Origin of the sequence: Cupriavidus sp. U2, assembly GCF_009663685.2 — a bacterium.
Lineage (GTDB): Bacteria > Pseudomonadota > Gammaproteobacteria > Burkholderiales > Burkholderiaceae > Cupriavidus > Cupriavidus necator_C.
In genome coordinates this window covers 1-18,789 of the sequence record NZ_RCOG02000027.1, presented here as the reverse complement: position 1 = coordinate 18,789, position 18,789 = coordinate 1, and the positions used below count along the sequence as shown (strand labels likewise).

Annotated in this window: 15 protein-coding genes; 11 read left to right on the top strand and 4 right to left on the bottom strand. The window is 56.0% G+C overall.

The annotated features are described in order from the left end of the window. Positions 1–3 precede the first annotated feature (3 nt). The 3 genes from D9X30_RS19700 to D9X30_RS19690 are packed head-to-tail and all read right to left on the bottom strand — an operon-like array spanning position 4 to position 3,532. Positions 4–1,539, bottom strand: a complete 1,536-nt coding sequence (locus D9X30_RS19700; protein WP_153948832.1) for an LTA synthase family protein — start codon at positions 1,537–1,539, stop codon at positions 4–6. A 5-nt stretch (positions 1,540–1,544) separates the two neighbouring features. Beyond that, positions 1,545–2,330 (bottom strand): SDR family NAD(P)-dependent oxidoreductase, encoded by a 786-nt coding sequence (locus tag D9X30_RS19695; RefSeq protein WP_153948833.1) that lies wholly within the window; start codon positions 2,328–2,330, stop codon positions 1,545–1,547. After that, complete coding sequence (locus tag D9X30_RS19690) at positions 2,327–3,532, bottom strand: capsule polysaccharide biogenesis protein (protein WP_153948834.1); 1,206 nt, start codon at positions 3,530–3,532, stop codon at positions 2,327–2,329. Before D9X30_RS19690 ends, D9X30_RS19695 begins: the two co-directional genes overlap by 4 nt. Positions 3,533–3,926: 394 nt before the next feature. Here D9X30_RS19690 and D9X30_RS19685 point away from each other — a divergent pair, with 394 nt between their 5' ends. From D9X30_RS19685 to D9X30_RS19655, 7 genes are all read left to right on the top strand, one after another. Continuing rightward, positions 3,927–5,072, top strand: coding sequence for a KpsE/RkpR family capsule polysaccharide export protein (locus D9X30_RS19685; RefSeq protein WP_228770988.1), 1,146 nt, complete (start codon positions 3,927–3,929; stop codon positions 5,070–5,072). A gap of 4 nt (positions 5,073–5,076) precedes the next feature. Then, on the top strand, positions 5,077–5,871 hold the full coding sequence (locus D9X30_RS19680) for an ABC transporter permease (protein ID WP_153948835.1): 795 nt from the start codon (positions 5,077–5,079) through the stop codon (positions 5,869–5,871). Then, complete coding sequence (locus D9X30_RS19675) at positions 5,868–6,515, top strand: ABC transporter ATP-binding protein (RefSeq protein WP_153948836.1); 648 nt, start codon at positions 5,868–5,870, stop codon at positions 6,513–6,515. Before D9X30_RS19680 ends, D9X30_RS19675 begins: the two co-directional genes overlap by 4 nt. A gap of 15 nt (positions 6,516–6,530) precedes the next feature. After that, positions 6,531–8,141 (top strand): glycosyltransferase family 4 protein, encoded by a 1,611-nt coding sequence (locus D9X30_RS19670; RefSeq protein ID WP_153948837.1) that lies wholly within the window; start codon positions 6,531–6,533, stop codon positions 8,139–8,141. Positions 8,142–8,224: 83 nt separating this feature from the next. Further along, the gene (locus D9X30_RS19665) at positions 8,225–9,151 is read left to right on the top strand and encodes a glycosyltransferase family protein (RefSeq protein ID WP_153948838.1); all 927 of its coding nucleotides are present in this window, start codon (positions 8,225–8,227) and stop codon (positions 9,149–9,151) included. Between the two features lie 136 nt (positions 9,152–9,287). Next, complete coding sequence (locus D9X30_RS19660; RefSeq protein WP_153948839.1) at positions 9,288–10,589, top strand: tetratricopeptide repeat protein; 1,302 nt, start codon at positions 9,288–9,290, stop codon at positions 10,587–10,589. 124 nt (positions 10,590–10,713) lie between these two features. Then, the gene (locus tag D9X30_RS19655) at positions 10,714–11,592 is read left to right on the top strand and encodes an acyltransferase (RefSeq protein WP_194946554.1); all 879 of its coding nucleotides are present in this window, start codon (positions 10,714–10,716) and stop codon (positions 11,590–11,592) included. Positions 11,593–11,655: 63 nt separating this feature from the next. Here the strand turns inward: D9X30_RS19655 and D9X30_RS19650 are convergent, their stop codons facing one another. Further along, complete coding sequence (locus D9X30_RS19650) at positions 11,656–12,831, bottom strand: polysaccharide biosynthesis/export family protein (protein WP_153948841.1); 1,176 nt, start codon at positions 12,829–12,831, stop codon at positions 11,656–11,658. 110 nt (positions 12,832–12,941) lie between these two features. On the opposite strand from D9X30_RS19650, the gene D9X30_RS19645 reads away from it, so the two are divergent. The 4 genes from D9X30_RS19645 to D9X30_RS19630 all read left to right on the top strand — a co-directional run. Further along, positions 12,942–14,102, top strand: a complete 1,161-nt coding sequence (locus D9X30_RS19645) for a glycosyltransferase family 4 protein (protein WP_153948842.1) — start codon at positions 12,942–12,944, stop codon at positions 14,100–14,102. Beyond that, entirely contained in the window at positions 14,103–16,118 is a 2,016-nt protein-coding gene (locus D9X30_RS19640) for a capsule polysaccharide biogenesis protein (protein WP_502799655.1), read from the top strand. It abuts the gene before it with no gap. 39 nt (positions 16,119–16,157) lie between these two features. Then, on the top strand, positions 16,158–17,588 hold the full coding sequence (locus D9X30_RS19635) for a mannose-1-phosphate guanylyltransferase/mannose-6-phosphate isomerase (protein ID WP_153948843.1): 1,431 nt from the start codon (positions 16,158–16,160) through the stop codon (positions 17,586–17,588). A 155-nt stretch (positions 17,589–17,743) separates the two neighbouring features. After that, positions 17,744–18,789, top strand: a 1,046-nt coding sequence (locus D9X30_RS19630) for a UDP-glucose dehydrogenase family protein (protein WP_153948844.1), incomplete at its 3' end; no start/stop codon positions are given.

Genomic DNA, 18,789 nt, shown 5'->3' with positions numbered 1-18,789 from the left:
TGCTTAGTTCGTACTTATTGTCTGTTCTTGCGGGCGGGCATTCTCCTCTTGTGGGATATGCCCGATCAGTTCCTGCCCAAGTTCCGCTGCGTAAATGTCTTTGCGCACGGGGGCAGGATTTTGCCGACTGTCGCTGCTCCAGATGAAATAGTCACTGTGTGTCTGTAAGCCCCCGAGCGCCTCGAACACCTTGGGCAACGCCGGAACATGGTCCCCGTAAAAGCATAGAATTGTGCCGCGTTCCCGCGCCCGCAGAGCTTCCATGAGACGGCCGATCATAGCGTCGGCGGCCGCCAGGTGCCGTAAGTAGGCCGTTAGGTCGTTCCACGGCGTACCATCGCCACGCGTGTGATATTGCGCGCCTTCGCCGGGCGTCACTTGCTCGAGGTGAAGCGGCCCATGGTTTTCCATAGTCATCGCCATGATGAATGCGGGCTCACTGGCGGCGGCTTCCAGCTCCGCGAGAATGGCGTTGGCAACCGCCGCATCCGAAATATAGGGGCCGGCTCGCTTTGCGTCGGCGAAGTGGCGAATGTCAAGGAAGCGCTCAAAGTGCATCAGCGGCAGTGTTCGGTTGCGTCCGAAGAAGTCTGCGTAGTACGGATGTACTGCGACTGTGCGGTATGCGGCGCGGCGGAACCAGCCAGCGAGCGACGCACATGGGCGGCGGATGAACGCATAGGGATAGAAACGGGCCAGACCAAGCATCGATTCGGGCAATCCCGTCAGCACGGCAAATTCCGTTCGCATCGTGTTGGCGCCCCAGGCAGGCACACGCAGCTCACCATATTGCAGGGCAGAACGTTGGGCTGCGTCGAAATGCTGCAGCAATTCGGGGTGGACCGAATCGCCGAGCCGTCGCGCATCGAAGAAGGATTCGCTCTGGATCAGGATGACATCCGGACGCTTCGCGGGCGCAGCCTGGCGCGAGTAGGGGCCGGTCAAAAGCGCTGCCCGGAAATTTCGCACGACCGACGGCCGTAGGCCGTTCAACAGGTAGGCGACGAACACTGCGAAAAAGCCGTGATGCTGCTGATCGTTGCTGGGGTCGAGCGTGAGTGGCAGGGCGGCGGAGAGCATCATGCAACCGGCCAGGCACGCAGCGGATACGGCCAGCAGCGCGATGGCGGGCATGCCCGGCAGCTCCGAGTTAGCGAGGAAGACGCCGACAAAGAGACCTGTGCCGACCAGCATCGCAATGACATCCGTGGCGCTGAGGAACGGCAGGTACAGGCGTGGATGGCGGAACAGTTGGCTGAAAAGGCTCAGATCCGTGAAGACGAACGGCTCTCGTAGCGATGCAAATTTGGCATTGCTGACGACCGAGAGTAGGGCGACGAGCGCGACGGCAACGAGTGAGGCAAAGGCAGGGCGCGCGGTGCAAAGGAGCGTCAGCGAAAAGAGGCTCGTGACCGACAGGCAGTGAATGCCGAGTGCCCGAATGCCGCGGCGCCAAGGTGCGCGGGGCCGTGGCAGAACGATAGCGTCCGGCACAAAAGAGGTGACAATCGCCAGGAGAAAGCAGATATAGCCTGACATGCGCCCTACCGCTCCTCCCGTGGCACGTAGGACATCAGGTCGAGGATCGCATCTCCCAGTCGGGCCGGCAGCAGGGGCAGTAGGCCCATCCCGATCGCCAACAGGCTGGGAAACGCGATTTCCGATCGGCCGGAGGCTAGCTTGGCTCGAATGTGTTTTGCCGCCTTTTCTGCGGACCAAAGCATACGCTTGTCCCCGGGAAAAACATCGCTCATCGCAGTCTTTACGAAGCCGGGAAACACAAGGGAAAGCTTGATGCCGTCGCGGGCGAGGAGCGGTCGCACCGATTCACCGTAGGCCTTGATGGCAGACTTGCTGGCACAGTACGCGGGAGAAATCGCCATGCCGCGCAGTGCGGCCAGGGAACTGATCATCGCAACATGTCCACGCTTGCGCTCACGCATTCGTTCGACTACGGGCAGCAACGCGTGCATGGCACCGTAGAAATTGGTGTCGAAAACGTGCTGCGTGCGCTGGAGGTCTTCCCAGTCGCAAGCCGTAGCCAGGGTGCTGGCGACTCCGGCGTTGGCGATCAGCAGGTCGATGGGGTGGGTGTCGTCGAATGACGTAAGCCATGCGCCCATACTGGCGGAGTCGCGAACATCGAGTTGCGCGGCTTCCACGACGGCGCCGGCCTTGCGGCACTGGTTTGCGCAGGCCGCGAGGCGGGCGGGGTCGCGGGCGACTAGGCCTAGCGCGACACCCGGGGCCGCGTAGGCGTGGGCGAGCGCCTGGCCGATGCCTGCGCTGGCGCCGGTAATCACGATGTTGCGGGGGCCGCGGTTGGTCATTGCGAGGCAGTCTCCAGCCGCTCTACTGCTCCGGCCACAGCCATGGGAATGCCGGTACTCGTATAGAAATCACCATTGATCTGCGTGTGATGCAACAAGTAGCCCAAGAATGCCTGGTACAAATCCATATTCGGCCCTTGTGCATCACGCCAGAAATCATCCAAGCTGCCTTGCCAAGTCATGCCCTCCATACCGTAAATCGAAGTTCCCAACGCCATGAGCGGTCGCCGGTGATGCAAAGCGGAGAGTCCCACCGTACTGTTGACGACCACCACACCCCGGGCGTGATCGAGCAGCGTCGGCAGATGGCCGGCGTCGATGAACTCGAGGCGATCGCCTATGCCCAGCACCTTTGCGCATTTCCTGGTGTAGTGGCGATAGTCGATTAGCCCCGTGTCTAGCGGGTGGTTTTTGATGACAAGCAGGGTGTCTGCCGGTGCGTGCGCAGCGAAGGAGGTTAGCACGTGATCGATCACGTGTCGGATGCTTATGAATGGCGAGTGAACCTGTATCTGCGAATCCGAGTTGAGTTGCAGCGGAAAAAGAAAAAAGGGCTGCTTCGTTGTCAACAGGCGTTCAGCAACGCGGTGGGCCTCGGCGCGATGCTGCCGCTGCTGGAGAAGGCGGCGAGCAAGCCCGGCGTATTCGCGCAAGCCGCTGTGCGGGCGATGGCTTTGATAATGCGGAAAGCGGCTCGCGTATAGCGCATTTGCGGCGCGATAGCGGATATCGTGGTAGGCGCGCTCATAAAGGTTGTAGCCCGTTGCATGCACGCGGGGAGGGGAGGGAATCGTGCCACGATGCGCGAGATACCATTCGGGATCGCGCGGGAGCCGGGAACGCCCATTGACACCGTGTTGCTCCAGCGTGAGCCAATGTGGTCGTACGTATCCTTCTTCAAAGACATGGACTCTTACACCCAACTCACCGGCGGGGGCAAATATGGCCTGATGAATTTTCCTGCAATCCCCGAAAAGTACAACATCTGTGAAGCTTCCGGACCGGAGCATTTCCGCGTAGCGCGCCGGTAAGTCCTCAAGCCGCTCTTGGTAGTTCCAGGAAGGCCCGGTTCCGGCATATGCGAGATCTCCACCGCAAAAATTGACGCGTTGTGTTTTGTGTCTGCGTTCAGCCAAAGCCGCCAACAGTTGGCGAAAAAAAGGGGAGGCCGTGCCTTGCAGGGCCAGGAACGAGCGTTGCATCTATGGCGGTTGGAGTGTGCGATAGGGCAGGTGCTTTTTCAGGTTCGCCTGCCTACTACGTTGGCAGTGTCGAGGCGTATCGGGTGGCCTGGATCGCCCTTGGGAGGCGCGAGCATAGCTTAAGATCGACGTTTGTCTGCAAATGAAGTCATTTAATCGTGTGCTACCTGCAACTTTGCCCCGAATGGGGTATGGCACACTGCTTCTCTGGCAGATATACTCCCGCCCGCGCACAGTCAGCTTTTTTGCCGTTTTTTTCATTCATGGCGCTTGACGTGATGCTGTATAGGTGTGGGGTCAAGCGCTGTCGTTCAACTCGTAGTAAGCCGATTAGGCCCGAACGCTGTTTGAGATTTGAGGGCCTTTTGTTTTGGAAAAGATGTTGGAAACGGTATTGAAGCAACCCGAAGGAACCTTGTCCACCAAGCTGGTCAACAAGGTTGTGCAACGGGTGAGGAACTTGGACCGGCTCCTTGTATGTACGGTCATCATCCCGACGATTCTTGCGACGGTCTACTACGGCTTGATCGCATCCGATGTCTACATCTCCGAATCGCGATTTGTTGTACGCAGCCCGGAAAAGGAATCGCAGGCAAGTTTGGTGGGTGCGCTGCTGCAGAGCACGGGGTTCTCCCGGTCGCAGGATGACATTTACGCGGTCAACGACTATGTCTTGTCCCGCGACGCGCTGTCTGTGCTAAATCAGGATGACTATTTCCTGAAGGCATACTCCACGAAAGACGCTGATTTCATCGGCCGCTTTCCTGCGTTCGATTTCGATCGCAGCTTTGAGGGCCTGTTTCGCTACTATAAGAAGCAGGTCGACGTTACGCTAGACAGTACATCCTCCATTACCACGCTGACTGTGGATGCTTTCAAGGCAGAGGATGCGCGTCGGATCAATCAGCTCCTGCTGGAACAGGGTGAGCAGCTCGTCAATCGAATGAATGACCGGGCGCGCCGAGATATGGTGGAGGCTGCCAGTGAGGAAGTGGCACGGGCCGAGGCTCGGGTAAAAGCTGCTGCTGTTGCTGTTTCAGGTTACCGTAGCGACCAATCGATTTTCGATCCGGACCGCCAATCGGCACTCCAATTACAGCAGGCCTCCGGCATTCAGGAGTCCCTGGTAGCCAGCCGCACGCAGCTCGCGCAATTGCAGGCAATTGCACCACAGAATCCTCAGATTCCGGTCTTGAAGAACAAAATCGCTACGCTTGAAGCCGAAATGGCCAAGGCTTCTGGTAGCGTGGTGGGACGCAAGGGTTCGTTTGCAGGCAAGGCGCCAGCGTATGAGCGTTTGATACTCGAGAGGGAATTTGCTGAGAAGCAACTGGCGTCTGCCATGACGTCGCTGGAGACATCGCGCAGCCAGGCACGACGCAAGCAGCTTTATCTCGAGCGCATTTCACAGCCGAGTTTGCCGGACAAGGCAATCGAACCGCGCAGAATTCGAGGAATTATCACCGTGTTCCTCGTCGGCATGATCATGTGGGGAGTACTCGCACTTCTGATATCAGCCGTCCGAGAACACAAGGATTAAGGTGATGGGTACCGAAACGCCTTTTCGGCGATCTCTCCGTATCCAGATGCGCGTTCTCCATGCGCTGTTGATGCGGGAAATTATTACGCGTTATGGACGCCACAACATCGGTTTTGCTTGGCTTTTTGCCGAGCCAATGTTGTTTACAATTGGTGTTACGGCACTGTGGACCTTGGTCCACGACACGGGGACCTCGCACCATATTAATGTCATAGCTTACTCAATAGTGAGCTATTCCACAGTGCTCATCTGGCGTAACACAATTGGACGATGCACGCTTGCTGTCGAGCCCAATACTGCTTTGCTCTTCCACCGGAACGTGAGAGTTGTAGACTTATTTTTCTCGCGAATTATCCTTGAAATAGCGGGTGCGACGATTTCATTGGTAGTACTTCTGACGTTGTTTATAGTCGCTCAGATTATCCCGCCGCCAGCCGATCCTCTTTACATGCTCTATGGCTGGGCGTTACTGGCTTGGTATGCTGTGTCGATGGGCTTGTTAGTTGGAGGATTATGCGAATACAGCGAATTGGTGGAGCGATTCTGGCATCCGATCGCGTATTTCCAGTTACCCGTATCCGGCGCGTTTGCAATGGCAGCTTGGCTACCGCCTGGGTTGCGAGATATTGTTTTACTTTTCCCTTTGCCAAATTGCGTGGAGGTATTCAGGCTTGGATACTTCGGTGACGCGGTCAAGGCGTATTACGACGTACCGTACGTCGCATCCATCCTCTTGGTTATGACGTTTGTAGGGCTTTGGGTGATTCGGGATATCTCGAAAAAAGTCGAGCCACAATGATAGAACTAAAGGGAATAACAAAATATTACGCTACTCGCCAGGGTCGTCGAAAAATTCTGAATGATCTCAATTTGACGGTTCGACATGGTGAGCGAATTGGCATTCTAGGGCGGAACGGATCAGGAAAATCCACTTTGATCCGTCTTATAGCGGGATCAGAAGAGCCTACCGACGGAAGCATTAGCAGGGAAATGACGGTGTCGTGGCCGTTGGCATTTGGAGGCGGTTTTCAAGGCAGCCTTACTGGTCTGGACAATCTACGCTTCATTTGTAGAGTTTACGGGGCATCATACGAAGACACGATACCGTTTGTGGAGGAATTTTCTGAGCTTGGCCAATATTTGCGAGAGCCGGTAAAAAATTACTCCGCCGGGATGAGAGCCCGTTTGGCATTTGCGATGTCTATGGCCATCGAATTCGATTGTTTTCTGATTGACGAAGTGATTTCCGTAGGCGACGCCAGATTCCATGAAAAATGTCGGAGCGAGTTGTTCGAAAAAAGACGTGATCGCGCGATGATTATCGTCTCGCACGAAGTGCACAATATTCGTGAGCATTGCTCGCGAGTATGTGTTCTCGATAGTGGGACGCTATTGAATTTTGCGGACATCGATGCTGCGTACGAATACTACAACTCAAATTAGCGATCAGGATTCAAAATGAAAGACGGCAAAAAGGTAAACGTTCTTTTAGAAATGCGGCCGGCATTGGAGGGGTTCGCTGGCATCCCGCAGGAGGCCCGCCTGCTTTTTCGCGGTTTGCGGATGATCGAAAGCGTTGAAGTAGAAGGCATGATTCAAACGTCGCATCGTGTTCTCTCTCGTGGGACGCCGCTGAAGCAGAGTCGGTTTGTCCGCATGTCGGAAGCAAGAAAGCTCAATCGCTATTCACGTGTCATTGTTTCGCTCGCCGAGAAGCCTTATCGAAACTTTTTCGATATCGCTCTCGGTTACGTCGAGAAAAAGCTGTCGCATACGTTCCTTTCATCACGTACTTTGCTCGGGTTCGGTCGCGTACGGCTAACTCGGTTCGAGAGCAAGCACTTTGGGGACTTCATTTGGCGTACGCTATTTTCGAAGACCTTGCCGGCATCTGATTTCGGCTTGGTTTCGACGTCCAACCAACGCATTTGCTCTATGCCATGGCATGCTATGCATATGGCGGGGCTGGGAACGCTCACGTTTGGTTCAACGCCAAAGTATGCTCGACTTGATACGCAGGGACTCGATATTTTTATCGCGCAGACACCATATCCCGCAACTGTGTCGAAGAACACCACGCTTGTAGTTCGTTACCACGATGCGATCCCGGTATTTATGCCTCATACCATTCCGGACAAGTCGATTCATCAGGCGACACATTTCTATGCGCTTATGAACAATGTGCGCGAGGGGGCGTACTTTGCCTGCGTGTCGGAGGCCACCCGGCAAGACCTGTTGCGGCTACATCCAGAAGCCAAGGATCGAACCGTGACGATCTACAACATGGTTTCGCATCACTATTTCTTGGAAGAGAAAAGTGAGGAGCGTGTACCCGGCATCATTCGGGCCCGCCTACACGAAGGCGACAAGTCAAAGGGCGTGGAGGTACAGCCGAATTTCTTCAGCTTGCGAGAGCAGGAGAGTTTTTACCGACGGGTGCTCTCCCAAAGGCCATTCAAGTATCTGCTCGTCGTCTCCACAGTGGAACCGCGCAAAAACCACACGCGTCTTTTGGCGGCATGGGAAGTGCTCAAGGCCGACATTGACCCGGATATCAAACTCGTCGTGGTCGGCGGCCTAGGATGGGACTATGCAGGTACCATCAAAGGATTCCGTTCATGGATCGACCAGGGTGAGCTGTTCATGCTCAACGCTGTGCCGGCGCCGGACCTGCGTGCGCTCTACCGGAACGCGGTGGCAACCGTGTGCCCAAGTCTGGGAGAGGGATTCGATTTTTCAGGGATTGAGTCCATGCGAAGCGGCGGTGTAGTCGTAGCCTCGGACATCCCGGTGCATCGCGAAGTGTACAGCGATGCCGCAGAATACTTCGACCCCTATTCAACAGCAAGCCTGGTGAAAGCGCTTAAGGCGGTTCTCTACGATGAGGAATCGGAGCAGCGACAAACTACCCTTCGTGAGCAGGGGCAGATCGTATCGGCACGTTATCTGCCGGACGAAATTCTTCCTCAATGGGAGCGCTTCATTGGAAAACTCGCAAGGACTAAAGGAAAAAACGGGGCATTAGATCGAGATAACGTACAAGACGTAATGAGCAAAGCCACTTCCTAATTCCAATTATTTGGTGAATACGGAAGTCACGCACATTTGCCCCCCCCACGTACAAGAAACGCCAGCCGACGTACCGAAAATCCATGAAAAAAAAAGATGCAGTAGCCATAGTAACATATTCGCGGGATAGATATTTTGAGCTTGTATTTTCTTCAATTGTTAATCAACGAATTAATGGTACTTGCATCTTTGATCTATATGACGTCTATGTATTTCAGGATGGCTTATCAGGCAACGCAGACTCTGACACTTCCCGGGCCCACTCAGCCATTGCAAAACTGGTGACCGAAAAAAAAGATTCTCTTGATTACATCGCGCAACCTCGAAATCTGGGGATCGCTATGCATTTCGACTTTATAGAGCGATTTTTGTTTGAGGAAAGAGGCCACGATTATGCGTTCTTTTTCGAGGATGATCTACTAATCGCGCCGGGTCATATGCAAACCCTGGACCTGTTGCGAAAGAAATTCCGCCACGATCAACGGGTCGGCATGCTCGCAGCAAACTCAACAGGTGCTTTCCAGCCGATTTCCGTTCAAATGGAAAATAGGACGCGGTATGTTTCGATGGATCACAATTGGGCATTCGGCCTATCACGGGAGTTTTGGCGTCGCCGCCAGCCTTTTGTGGACTTATATTTAAATTTCGTTCGCAACATTCAATACAAGGATCGGCCGACGAAAGAAATTATCGAATGGCTAGAGGGTTACGGATTGCATGGAAGGGCGTCCAGTCAGGATTACATTAAGCAATGTGCAACGCTATTGGTTGGCGGGGTTAGAATTGCCACCTTTCCAAACTACGGCCTTTATATCGGTAGGCAAGGTGTCCACTGTACGCCGGAGCTGTTCTCAAAAATGGGTTTCTCGACTAGTCAAGTATGTCCCGACCCGCTTGAAGAAGCTGCCGAACTGACGGATGAGACCTACTCGAAAATGTTGAACGAGCAGTCGAAAATTTATCTCAAGGATCCCAGTAGGTTTAAGTCGAAGAACTTGGCGATAGTGTGAGTTTTTTGAAGCACTTTGGTGCCACTGATTGGTGATTGGTGTTCGAATAACGTCAGTTGATTGAATTAAATATAAGTTTACTCCGACTATCTTCCCCGGAACGTGGGTAAAGAGGTCCGTGCATGGAGAACGCACGTTGCAGACAACCTGTATACAAGATGGAACCCTGGAAGAGGCTGCCCAAGTGCTGGCGTTGGCCTCGGAGCATCTAAGGAGGCATCCTGAATGGAGTCTCCCGCTGATTGCAATTGTGACAGAGCGCCTTTTGGAAGAAGCTGGCAAGAAAAAGCCGGTATCTGCCCTTTTGGAACGCTTCCTCGCAACTAAGGATGTGGACGACGATGCGCTAGACGCCTTGGATGGCGAAATTACGTCATTACGGACTCATTGGGGTGAACGTCTACGCCGGGCACGTGACAAACGCCTCAGCGAGGGCAAGCTTTCGGAAGCGCTGACGACCTGCGACAAGCTTTCGAAGCATGGACTATCCAATCGCGGAGATATCCTGACGTCAGCACATATTCTAGCTCACGCAGGGCAACTCAAAGACGCCATCCTGCTGACCGATTCAGTTTCTGATAGGGATCAGGATTGTGAGCTACAGAGATTTCGAGCCAGCATTTTTGAGCGTTTGGGGCGATTTCACGATGCTCTCAACGCTGCTCAAAACGCCGTTGATCTTTCGAAAAATAACGGTGAAGTTCGGGCGGATCTGGGGCGAATTCTTGCTAAACGTCGCGATCAACTCATGACCGTTCGAGGAAGCGCCCCTGATACCCAAGATGGTCTTGTAGCGGCGGTAGAGTTAGTTAGGATAGATTGCAGTTCGAGTAACATCGCAGCATTGGCACATATTCAGGCCCGTCACGGCATCCTGGATGAGGCGCTCGCGAGTGTTGATCGTGTGATAGTGCTAGATGCTGCAAACGGCGAGCATTTTCGGCTGAAAGCCAGCTTGCTTGAACGCATGGGACGACTCGAAGAAGCGCAGATAGTGGCAGCGAAAGCCGCCGAATTGCTCCCACATCAAATGGAAGTCGAAGAGGATTATCGAAGAATTTCAGCTGCGCGACGAGATGAGCTTATTCGTGCACGTGACGATAATTTTCCAAATGTTGTGTCGCTGGAAGCTGCAAAGTGCTTGGATCGACTGGGCGATTCAACTATTGCGGATATCGCGAAATTTGCACATATTCAGACTCATCATGGCCTTCTGGAGCAGGCACTCATTACAATTGAAAGAGCAATCCAAAGGGATGCGGGCGATAGCGAGTTCTTCAGACTCAAAGGCAGTTTGCTCGAGCGGCTCGGGATGTTTGAAGCCGGGTTGGCGGGTATAAAGCAAGCATTAAAACTCGCGCCAAATGACAAATCGCTGAAGGCCGATAAGCGACGCTTACGAGCCAAAGTAATTTGCTCAAGAATCATGCGAGGGTAAGATTTTTGGGACGTTGTGATTTTGAAGGGGTTATACAATGTCGGTATCAAGGGACGCTGTAATCTGGGCGTTCAAATTCATGCTCGGCCGGGCTCCCGAGTCGGAGGAGGTTATTCTCAGTCACATGGCTGCAGCCGACGAGGTGGGACTCATCGAGCGTCTGCTTCGCTCGTCCGAATTCAAAAATTCCTCGAGATATAAAGGTTACTTTCACAAATCGGCTGCCAACGTACCGCCCCGCGAAATGTCGGTGAAGCCGATTATTCACGGCACATCATCTCCTTCGTTGATGGAGATGAAAACTATCAATATAAAAGAACTCCCTAGAACTTGTTTTCGGAATGAGAGCGGTGCCCTGATCGAAGGGACTATACGCTACCGTGCGCAGGATGAAAGCAAACTTGGCAATCTTACAATCGGATTTCACGGCGGGATAAACCCAGTCACTTTGGAGGGTGTCGAAATAAATCTCCTCTCCATTCCCAATCTTTTTATTGATATATCGCACTCCGGGCAAAAGATTAAATTTGGAGAGCGTTGTACCGGGAGATGGGTATTTCACCTTTGGGGGAGGGCCGACGTTTGCGTAGGTAATGATGTTACGTCGAATGGAATGGACGTGTACCTGACTGACGGCAGCACACTAAATGTCGGTGATGATTGCATGTTTGCTAACGGATATATACATGTGACAGACAATCATGCGTTGTTTGACATGAAGACTGGCTCATTGCTGAATGTCCGTAGCAACCCGATCGTGGACATTGGCCACCATGTTTGGTTGGCGTCGCGTGCGACCATTATCGGAGATGCCCATATAGGCGCAGGGTCGACGATTGCGGCGGGAGCCGTGGTGAAGGGTGATGTCCCGCCTTGTTCTGTTGCTGCAGGTGTGCCCGCCAAAATTGTCAAGCGGGGGGTGTCCTGGACGCGGAGCGACCAGGGCAGCGGTTGGGAGCAAGTGCGCGACTCGCTCCAAGCGGTTTCATCCGCTGTTTCATAAGTACGAGGCCGCCTTAATGGCGGCAGATACTTTTTTATATTTCGTTGCTTGCAAATCCGTCGATCAATATGCCCGAATAACAGTTGTAAGCGGATACACCACCGAAAACACCAGATTCAAGAATTTCTGCACTTCCGCAACTGGTGCGTTCGAAACGTAGATCAAGTCTTTGTTGCTCATCGGGAACGACTGCGCCACGAAGAAACTGGCTGGATCCTTCAGGTCTACGCGATAAACGACCGGTACACGATTATCCGATGTCATCCGGACAGGCTGATTCGGCCAGTCTAGGGCGTCTTGAGACTCAAAACGGAAAATGAATACGCCCTTGGCATCTGCGCGGGCGTCATTGAGACCACCGCTGCGTGCCAATGCCTGAGCTAGCGAGATGCCTTGAGCCTCGAAATTGATCTCATCATTTTTCCCGGAGGCACCCAACACCGTAAAGCTAAGCGGCTGGAAAAGCGCCGTGACCACGTCGCCGGCGTGCAACGGCACGTTCTGGCGCGGGTCACGAATGATGCTTTGCAAAGGCAACGCCTCCACCCGGTTACCACGCGTTACCTGGATGGTCGTCTTGTCGACGGGCTGTCGCACACCGCCAGCGTTAGCTAGAGCGTCGAGCAGGCGTTCGCTACCAGCGGTCAGTTCCATGCGGCTACTGGAATTTACGTCGCCCACCACTGTTACGTAGGATGTCGCATTTTTGACCAGCCGGGTGATGACCTGCGGCTGGTTGGCCTTGCCTTTCAGGCGGGAGGCGATGTGCTGAGACAGTTCAGTAGACGAGCGGCCGGCAGCCTTGATCTGTCCTGCGAACGGGATGTTGATGTTGCCGTCGGCGTCGATGATCTGAGCCGGCAGAACAGTGGCCTTTGCCCCCGTTGAGCTATCGAATTGTGTGGCGGCCGCGCCGAATAAAGTGGCCGGTGGCGCCTCCCAAACCGACACTTCTACCACGTCGCCAGGACCAAACTGCTGACGGCCGGGATGTTCTTGGCCAAGGGTACTTGCGAAGTCTGCTGTCTTGCGCTCCGCTAGCAAGCGGCGCGCCACGGTGTCGTTGACGTCAACAATCTGAATGCCTGCGGTAGGTTGCGCACCTTCGGCACTGGAGATCTCCGATGCGCCGAGAACCTGCTGGGTAGTGGGGCCTGATGAGGGGACGATGCCACACGCGGTCAACCCGAGGCTGGTGGAAAAAAGCAACAAACGTGCGGCAATTTTGCGATATTTCATGTATTTCAGGTCTCGCTTTTGGGACAATGTCGGCCTTCGAAAAGCGGGCCAACAGCGCGCCAAAGAAGCCGCACGAATTTTGTCACATTGGCGCCCTGGCCGGATAAAAATTGCCTGGAATTTTTCTTGATGTCTCTCGATTGCTAAGCCGGCTGGTGAGCGGGAAGTTGCCCACTGGCATCGATCGCGTCGGGCTGGAATATGTTCGCCACTACGGCGGCCGGGGCGGCACGCGTGCTGTCATGAGCGAGCGCGGTTTCCAAGTCGTTTTGTCTGTGCGTGACTCGGAGCGGGCGTTTGAACTTTTGCTGAATCAGGACTTCACCCGTTCGAGGGATGTGCGAGCTCTGGTGGTGCGTGCTATCCTCGGCGCCGTCAAAAAAGAGCGTGTTGGGCCTGGCGTTCTCTTGCATACCAGTCATTCCGGGCTTGAATTCAATCGGTATTTCGAAGCGATGAAGAGGCGGGATGTTCGTGCTGTATTCATGCTGCACGATTTGATTCCGCTCACGCATGCCGAGTACTGTCGCCCCGGTGTTCTGGAAACCCATCGACAAAGAATGCGTGTAGCGCTGTCTCATGCAGCCGGCATCATTGCTAATTCCCAAGCTACCCTGGACTCCCTTGTGAACCAGTCCCGATGTGAAGGCTGGGACGTACCTCGTACAACGATAGCCCGCCTCGCACCAGGGGTGACCGTGAGCGCTCCTGGTGAACGACCGATCAAGGAGCCGTATTTTGTGATGCTTGGCACGATAGAGCCACGCAAAAATCATTGGTTTGTGCTTCACGTGTGGCGCCGCCTTGTGGAACTGCATGGGAAACAGGCGCCTACGCTGGTCATCATCGGGCGAAGAGGGTGGGAGTGCGAAAACGCGGTGGATATGCTTGAGCGCTGCGCACCGTTGCGTGGAAAGGTTGTGGAGGAGGGGCACTGTTCCGATGCGCGCCTCCATGACTTTCTTCACCATGCCCAAGCGTTGCTGTTTCCATCGTTCGTCGAGGGCTACGGTATGCCGTTGGTCGAGGCACTGGTCACGAAGGTGCCGGTCATTGCCAGCGATTTGCCCGTGTTTCGCGAAATTGCCGCGGACGTTCCCGAGTATCTCGACCCGCTCGATGGCCCCGGCTGGATTTCAAGTGTGCTTGATTATGCGAAGCCCGCCAGCCAGAAACGACAATCCCAGCTTGCTCGTATACAGCATTTCGAGGCCCCGACTTGGTCGCAGCATTTCAAGGCGGTCGACGATTTTATCGAGGCGTTGGCGTAGATGAGTAGTGTTGGCGCGTTCAAGATGCCTTCCGGACAGGCGAATTGGGGCATACGCCGAGTGACGCGCGGCTGGCGCTCGCTAGCGTCGCTTGGAGCCTTGTCGAATGGTATCTGGACGGATCGGACGCTTGGACGACTACTGTTGCCGCTGGCACGAGTTATTGGGCTGACTGCTCCAACCTTGCTCCCGGGGCCGATCTGGTCTGCATGCCGCCTGGGTCTGCCGATGTTGTCGTGGTTCGAGCTACCCGGCGCGGGTGGGCTCGATGTCCAGATCGCGGAGGCAGTACAGGCGGCGATGGCCAATCCTAGCGGCGGCCCCTCGCCAGGTAAATCGTCAGAATTGAATGGCCTCATCGCACGTGTAGTGGCCGCAAACGCGGATCCTATGCGCGGCGCTATCCCGGCGTGTCCGCCAATGCTGCGGGCCGAAAAACGGGAGTGCGTGCTGCTGTCAGATCGTCATGCACGTACCAATGCCGAAGCCGCGGCCATTACGCGTATGGTTACTGCTGCCATAGCAAACCATCCTGACGCAGCATTTTGGATATGGCCACTGGCCGATGGCAAACCGGGTTACCTGTCCCGGATGCAAGCGCAACTGCTGCCCGGCGCACAGTTGATTCACAACGGTTTCAGCCTGTTTGCGACGCTCGCACACGTCGATCGCTTCTACACGGTGGATGCGCCTGAGGGTATGCAGGCGTTGCTCGCTGGTGTTCCGGTGCATGTCTTCGGCGCTCCATACTATGCTGGCTGGGGACTGACACGAGATGACTTGCCATTGCCGGGACGCACTGCGCGACCGACTCTTGCGGCGTTGTTCGAGGTGGTCTATCTGCGTCTGACACGCTACCTGGATCCAGAGTCGCATGGTCCCGGCACGCTCGTGCAGGTGTTGGACAGCATCGAGCTCCAACGGTCCGTACGAGCGCGTTATGCCGATTGCGCCAGTATTGCTGGCGTGAGATTCCAAGTGTGGAAGCGGCGTTTGGCTATGCCATTCCTTACCGTTGCCGGAGGCGGCTTGCGCTGGAGCAACCTGCCCTTGCAGGTTTTTCCGGGTGAGTGCGTCGCCCTTTGGGGCGGCAAGAGCGCTGAAGGCGTTCCCTCCGGTGCGCCAATTATTCGTATGGAGGACGGTTTTTTTCATTCGGATGGTCTGGGATCGGACATGAAGGCTCCATGCAGCCAGGTGCTGGATCGACAGGGACTGTACTTCGATGCGCGCCAGCCCAGTGAACTGACGCATATTCTGAATTGCACGTATTTTGACGTCGTTGAACTGACACGAGCAGCCGCGCTGCGGCAACTCGTCTGCAGGCGTGGCGTGACCAAGTACAACCTGGGCCGCCGTATGCCCTGTTGGCAGGCGCCGGGGGGCAAACGAGTGATCCTGGTCGCGGGGCAGGTGGCGGACGACGCCTCCATCCGCTTCGGCACCGGAGCGATCGGTACCGCGGAGGCGCTGCTGGAAACGGTGCGGCAGCGAAATCCCGATGCCTTCCTCGTCTACAAACCGCACCCCGACGTGTTGTCGGGCAATCGCAATGGCCTCGTACACGCGAACACACTAGCCGATGTAGTGGATGCGCACGCCGACGTGTTGTCGTTGATCGATCGCGCTGACGAAATTCACGTGTTGTCATCGTTGGCGGGCTTCGACGCCTTGCTGCGCGGCAAGCGCGTCTTTACCTATGGGCTTCCGTTCTACGCGGGCTGGGGACTGACCCACGATGAATTGCCGCAGCCGTGGCGTGAAAGAGAACTGACGCTCGATATGCTAGTGGCCGGAGCATTGCTGCGCTATCCGCTCTACTGGGATTGGCGCACGCGAATGTTTACGACACCTGAGGCGGTAGTTCGCTTGCTCGGGAAGACAGCGGGCCGTCCAATGAGGCACGTAGCGGGGGACCTTATGCGCTGGCCTCGCAAGATTTGGCGCTGGACGTGCAACGCGGCCCTATTTGGCGTATGGACGTTGCGGAACCGAAGGAACAGCACGCCTGTGTGAACGGCTTTCAACAACATGAGTTACCAACGAGGGGTGGAAATGAAGATTTATCCGGTCATTCTTTGCGGGGGCAGTGGCACCCGTCTCTGGCCGATGTCGCGAGGGGGGTATCCGAAGCAATACCTGAGGCTGACTGGCGAGAATACGCTGGTACAGCAAACGGCATTGCGTTTGAACGGCGTGTCCAATGTCGCGGCGCCGATCGTGATCACCAACGCGGAACAACGCTTTCTCGTTGCCGAGCAACTGCGCGGCGTTCAGGTCGCGCCGTCGTCGATCGTATTGGAGCCCGTGGGACGCAACACGGGGCCTGCGGTTGCGGTGGCCGCACTGCTGGCTCGCCAACAGTCCGACGACGCTCTGCTGATGGTGCTGCCATCCGATCACGTGATCATGGATGAGGAGCGGTTTGCCAGCCTGGCAACCTCTGCAGCGAGCATTGCTCGCGACAACTACCTGGTTACCTTCGGCATCGAACCGACCGAACCGCATACCGGCTATGGCTACATTCGCGGCGGCGCGAGCCTCGGAGGCAATGACGCAGCGTACCAAGTCGAGCGCTTCGTTGAAAAGCCGGACAGTGCCACCGCACAGCGCTTTCTGCAGGAGAGCGGCTACTACTGGAATAGCGGTATGTTCATGCTGAAGGCGTCCGCATACCTGGAGGAACTTGGCCGACACGAACCAGCGATCCTGACCCAGGCAGAGCTGGCTGTACAGGCCGCCAAGCGAGACGCTGACTTTGTGCGTCTGGACGCGGCAGCGTTTGCCGAATGCCCAAACGTCTCTATCGACTATGCGGTGATGGAGAAAACCGAGCGCGCCGCCGTGGTCACGGCCGCGGGTCTCGGCTGGAACGATATCGGATCTTGGACGGCTCTCGCCGAGATCGCGCCGACGGATGACAAAGGCAACGCCCTGATCGGTGACGTGCTAGCCGAAGATGTCAGCAACATCTACGTGCGCGCCGAGCATCGTATGGTGGCTCTGGTTGGCGTCGAAGACCTCGTGGTGGTTGAAACTGCCGATGCCGTGCTGGTGGCGCATCGTGATCGCGCGCAGGACGTAAAAAGGATCGTAGAGCAACTCAACCAGTCCGGCCGGCACGAGTCAGTGACCCATCGCAAGGTCTTCCGTCCCTGGGGATCCTATGAGGGCATCGATCAAGGTGATCGGTTTCAGGTCAAGCGCATCATCGTCAATCCCGGGTCTTCGTTGAGTTTGCAGATGCATCACCATCGTGCCGAGCACTGGATTGTGGTTCGCGGCACCGCAAAGGTCTTTAACGGCGATAACGAGATGTTGCTGTCTGAGAACCAGTCAACGTACATCCCACTGGGTGTCACTCATAGGCTCGAAAACCCTGGCAAGATTCCGCTCGAGTTGATCGAGGTGCAATCGGGCTCGTACCTGGGTGAGGACGATATCGTCCGGTTTGAGGACGTTTACGGCCGGGTACCCGTGCGCTGATTTCGCCATTGGCGTTGTCTTCAATAGGTTTCATCTCGCTGGAAATGATTCTGCAGCTTTGACGTCCGACAGCCCCAACTCGGTGCTGCCAATCTTGTTTGGACATCAACCTGCATGTCATTAGTGGCGAATTCCATTTATCGGATGTTTGTTCAATGAAAGTTACGATTATCGGCAGCGGCTATGTTGGCCTGGTGACCGGTGCCTGTCTGGCCGAACTCGGCAATTCCGTGTTCTGCCTCGATGTCGACGAAAAGAAGATCGCCCTGCTGAACGCCGGTGGCGTGCCCATCTACGAACCGGGCCTGAAGGAGCTGATCGACCGCAATCGCGCGGCGGGCCGGCTGACGTTTTCCACCGATGTCGCCGCCAGCGCCGAGCATGCCGATGTCCAGTTCATCGCCGTGGGCACCCCGCCTGACGAGGACGGCTCGGCCGATCTGCAGTACGTGCTGGCCGCCGCGCGCAACATCGGCCGCCATATGACCGGTTTCAAGGTGGTGGTGGACAAGTCGACCGTGCCCGTGGGCACTGGCGACCGCGTGGCCGCCGTGATCCGCGAGGAACTGACGGCGCGCGGGCTGGAAGACCTGCAGTACTCGGTGGTGTCCAACCCCGAGTTCCTGAAGGAAGGCGCGGCCGTGGAAGACTTCATGCGTCCGGACCGCATCGTGCTGGGCTGCGCGCCGGATGTCGCCGGCCGCCACGCGCAGGCCATCATGCGTCAGCTGTACTCGCCGTTCAACCGCAACCACGAGCGCACGTTCTACATGGACGTGCGTTCGGCCGAATTCACGAAGTACGCGGCCAATTCGATGCTGGCCACGCGTATCTCGTTCATGAACGAACTGGCCAACCTGGCCGACGAAGTGGGCGCCGACATCGAACTGGTGCGGATGGGCATCGGCTCGGACCCCCGCATCGGCTACAGCTTCCTGTACGCGGGCGCCGGCTACGGTGGCTCCTGCTTTCCCAAGGACGTGCAGGCGCTGATGCGCACAGCCAGCGCCTATGGCAAGCCGATGCGGGTGCTGGAGGCCGTGGAGGCCGTCAACGATGCGCAAAAGCAGGTGCTGGGCCGCAAGGTGGTCAATCGCTTTGGTGAGGATCTGACCGGCAAGACTTTCGGTGTCTGGGGCCTGGCATTCAAGCCCAATACCGACGACATGCGCGAGGCGCCGGCCCGCGTGCTGGCCCGTGA

Coding starts and splice junctions, on each gene's coding strand:
- D9X30_RS19690 (WP_153948834.1), bottom strand. CDS start 3,532: ATGCAACGCTCGTTCCTGGCCCTGCAAGGCACGGCCTCCCCTTTTTTT.
- D9X30_RS19635 (WP_153948843.1), top strand. CDS start 16,158: ATGAAGATTTATCCGGTCATTCTTTGCGGGGGCAGTGGCACCCGTCTC.
- D9X30_RS19700 (WP_153948832.1), bottom strand. CDS start 1,539: ATGTCAGGCTATATCTGCTTTCTCCTGGCGATTGTCACCTCTTTTGTG.
- D9X30_RS19640 (WP_502799655.1), top strand. CDS start 14,103: ATGAGTAGTGTTGGCGCGTTCAAGATGCCTTCCGGACAGGCGAATTGG.
- D9X30_RS19695 (WP_153948833.1), bottom strand. CDS start 2,330: ATGACCAACCGCGGCCCCCGCAACATCGTGATTACCGGCGCCAGCGCA.
- D9X30_RS19675 (WP_153948836.1), top strand. CDS start 5,868: ATGATAGAACTAAAGGGAATAACAAAATATTACGCTACTCGCCAGGGT.
- D9X30_RS19665 (WP_153948838.1), top strand. CDS start 8,225: ATGAAAAAAAAAGATGCAGTAGCCATAGTAACATATTCGCGGGATAGA.
- D9X30_RS19650 (WP_153948841.1), bottom strand. CDS start 12,831: ATGAAATATCGCAAAATTGCCGCACGTTTGTTGCTTTTTTCCACCAGC.
- D9X30_RS19655 (WP_194946554.1), top strand. CDS start 10,714: ATGGCTGCAGCCGACGAGGTGGGACTCATCGAGCGTCTGCTTCGCTCG.
- D9X30_RS19670 (WP_153948837.1), top strand. CDS start 6,531: ATGAAAGACGGCAAAAAGGTAAACGTTCTTTTAGAAATGCGGCCGGCA.
- D9X30_RS19680 (WP_153948835.1), top strand. CDS start 5,077: ATGGGTACCGAAACGCCTTTTCGGCGATCTCTCCGTATCCAGATGCGC.